At 52.5% G+C, this 771-nt stretch carries 1 pseudogene; it reads left to right on the forward strand.

What is annotated here, in order from left to right:
- Positions 1 to 48 precede the first annotated feature (48 nt).
- Positions 49 to 771: pseudogene (yjiM, locus tag C3489_RS38110) on the forward strand (putative 2-hydroxyacyl-CoA dehydratase YjiM); the annotation flags it as partial.

Genomic DNA, 771 nt, shown 5'->3' on the forward strand with positions numbered 1-771 from the left:
TAATGTGGCCTCTTTTCATTATCTCCCGTGGTACGGGGAAGGAAAATCATGTCACTTGTCACCGATCTACCCGCCATTTTCGATCAGTTCTCTGAAGCTCGCCAGACAGGCTTTCTCACCGTCATGGATCTCAAGGAGCGCGGCATTCCGCTGGTTGGCACTTACTGCACCTTTATGCCGCAAGAGATCCCGATGGCAGCCGGTGCGGTTGTGGTTTCGCTCTGTTCCACCTCTGATGAAACCATTGAAGAAGCGGAGAAAGATCTGCCGCGCAACCTCTGCCCGCTGATTAAAAGCAGCTACGGCTTCGGCAAAACCGATAAATGCCCCTACTTCTACTTTTCGGATCTGGTGGTCGGTGAAACCACCTGCGACGGCAAAAAGAAAATGTATGAATACATGGCGGAGTTTAAGCCTGTTCATGTGATGCAATTGCCCAACAGCGTTAAGGACGATGCCTCGCGTGCGTTATGGAAAGCCGAGATACTGCGCTTGCAAAAAACGGTAGAAGAACGTTTTGGGCACGAGATTAGCGAAGATGCTCTGCGCGATGCCATTGCGCTGAAAAACCGCGAACGTCGCGCACTGGCTAATTTTATCATCTTGGGCAGTTAAATCCTCCGGCGCTTAGCGGCAGCGACATTCTGAAAGTGGTTTACGGCGCAACCTTCCGGTTCGATAAAGAGGCGTTGATCAATGAACTGGATGCAATGACCGCCCGCGTTCGTCAGCAGTGGGAAGAAGGCCAGCGACTGGACCCGCGTCCGCGCA

This window comes from Streptomyces sp. Ru71, assembly GCF_002920535.1.
Taxonomy (GTDB): Bacteria; Actinomycetota; Actinomycetes; order Streptomycetales; family Streptomycetaceae; genus Streptomyces.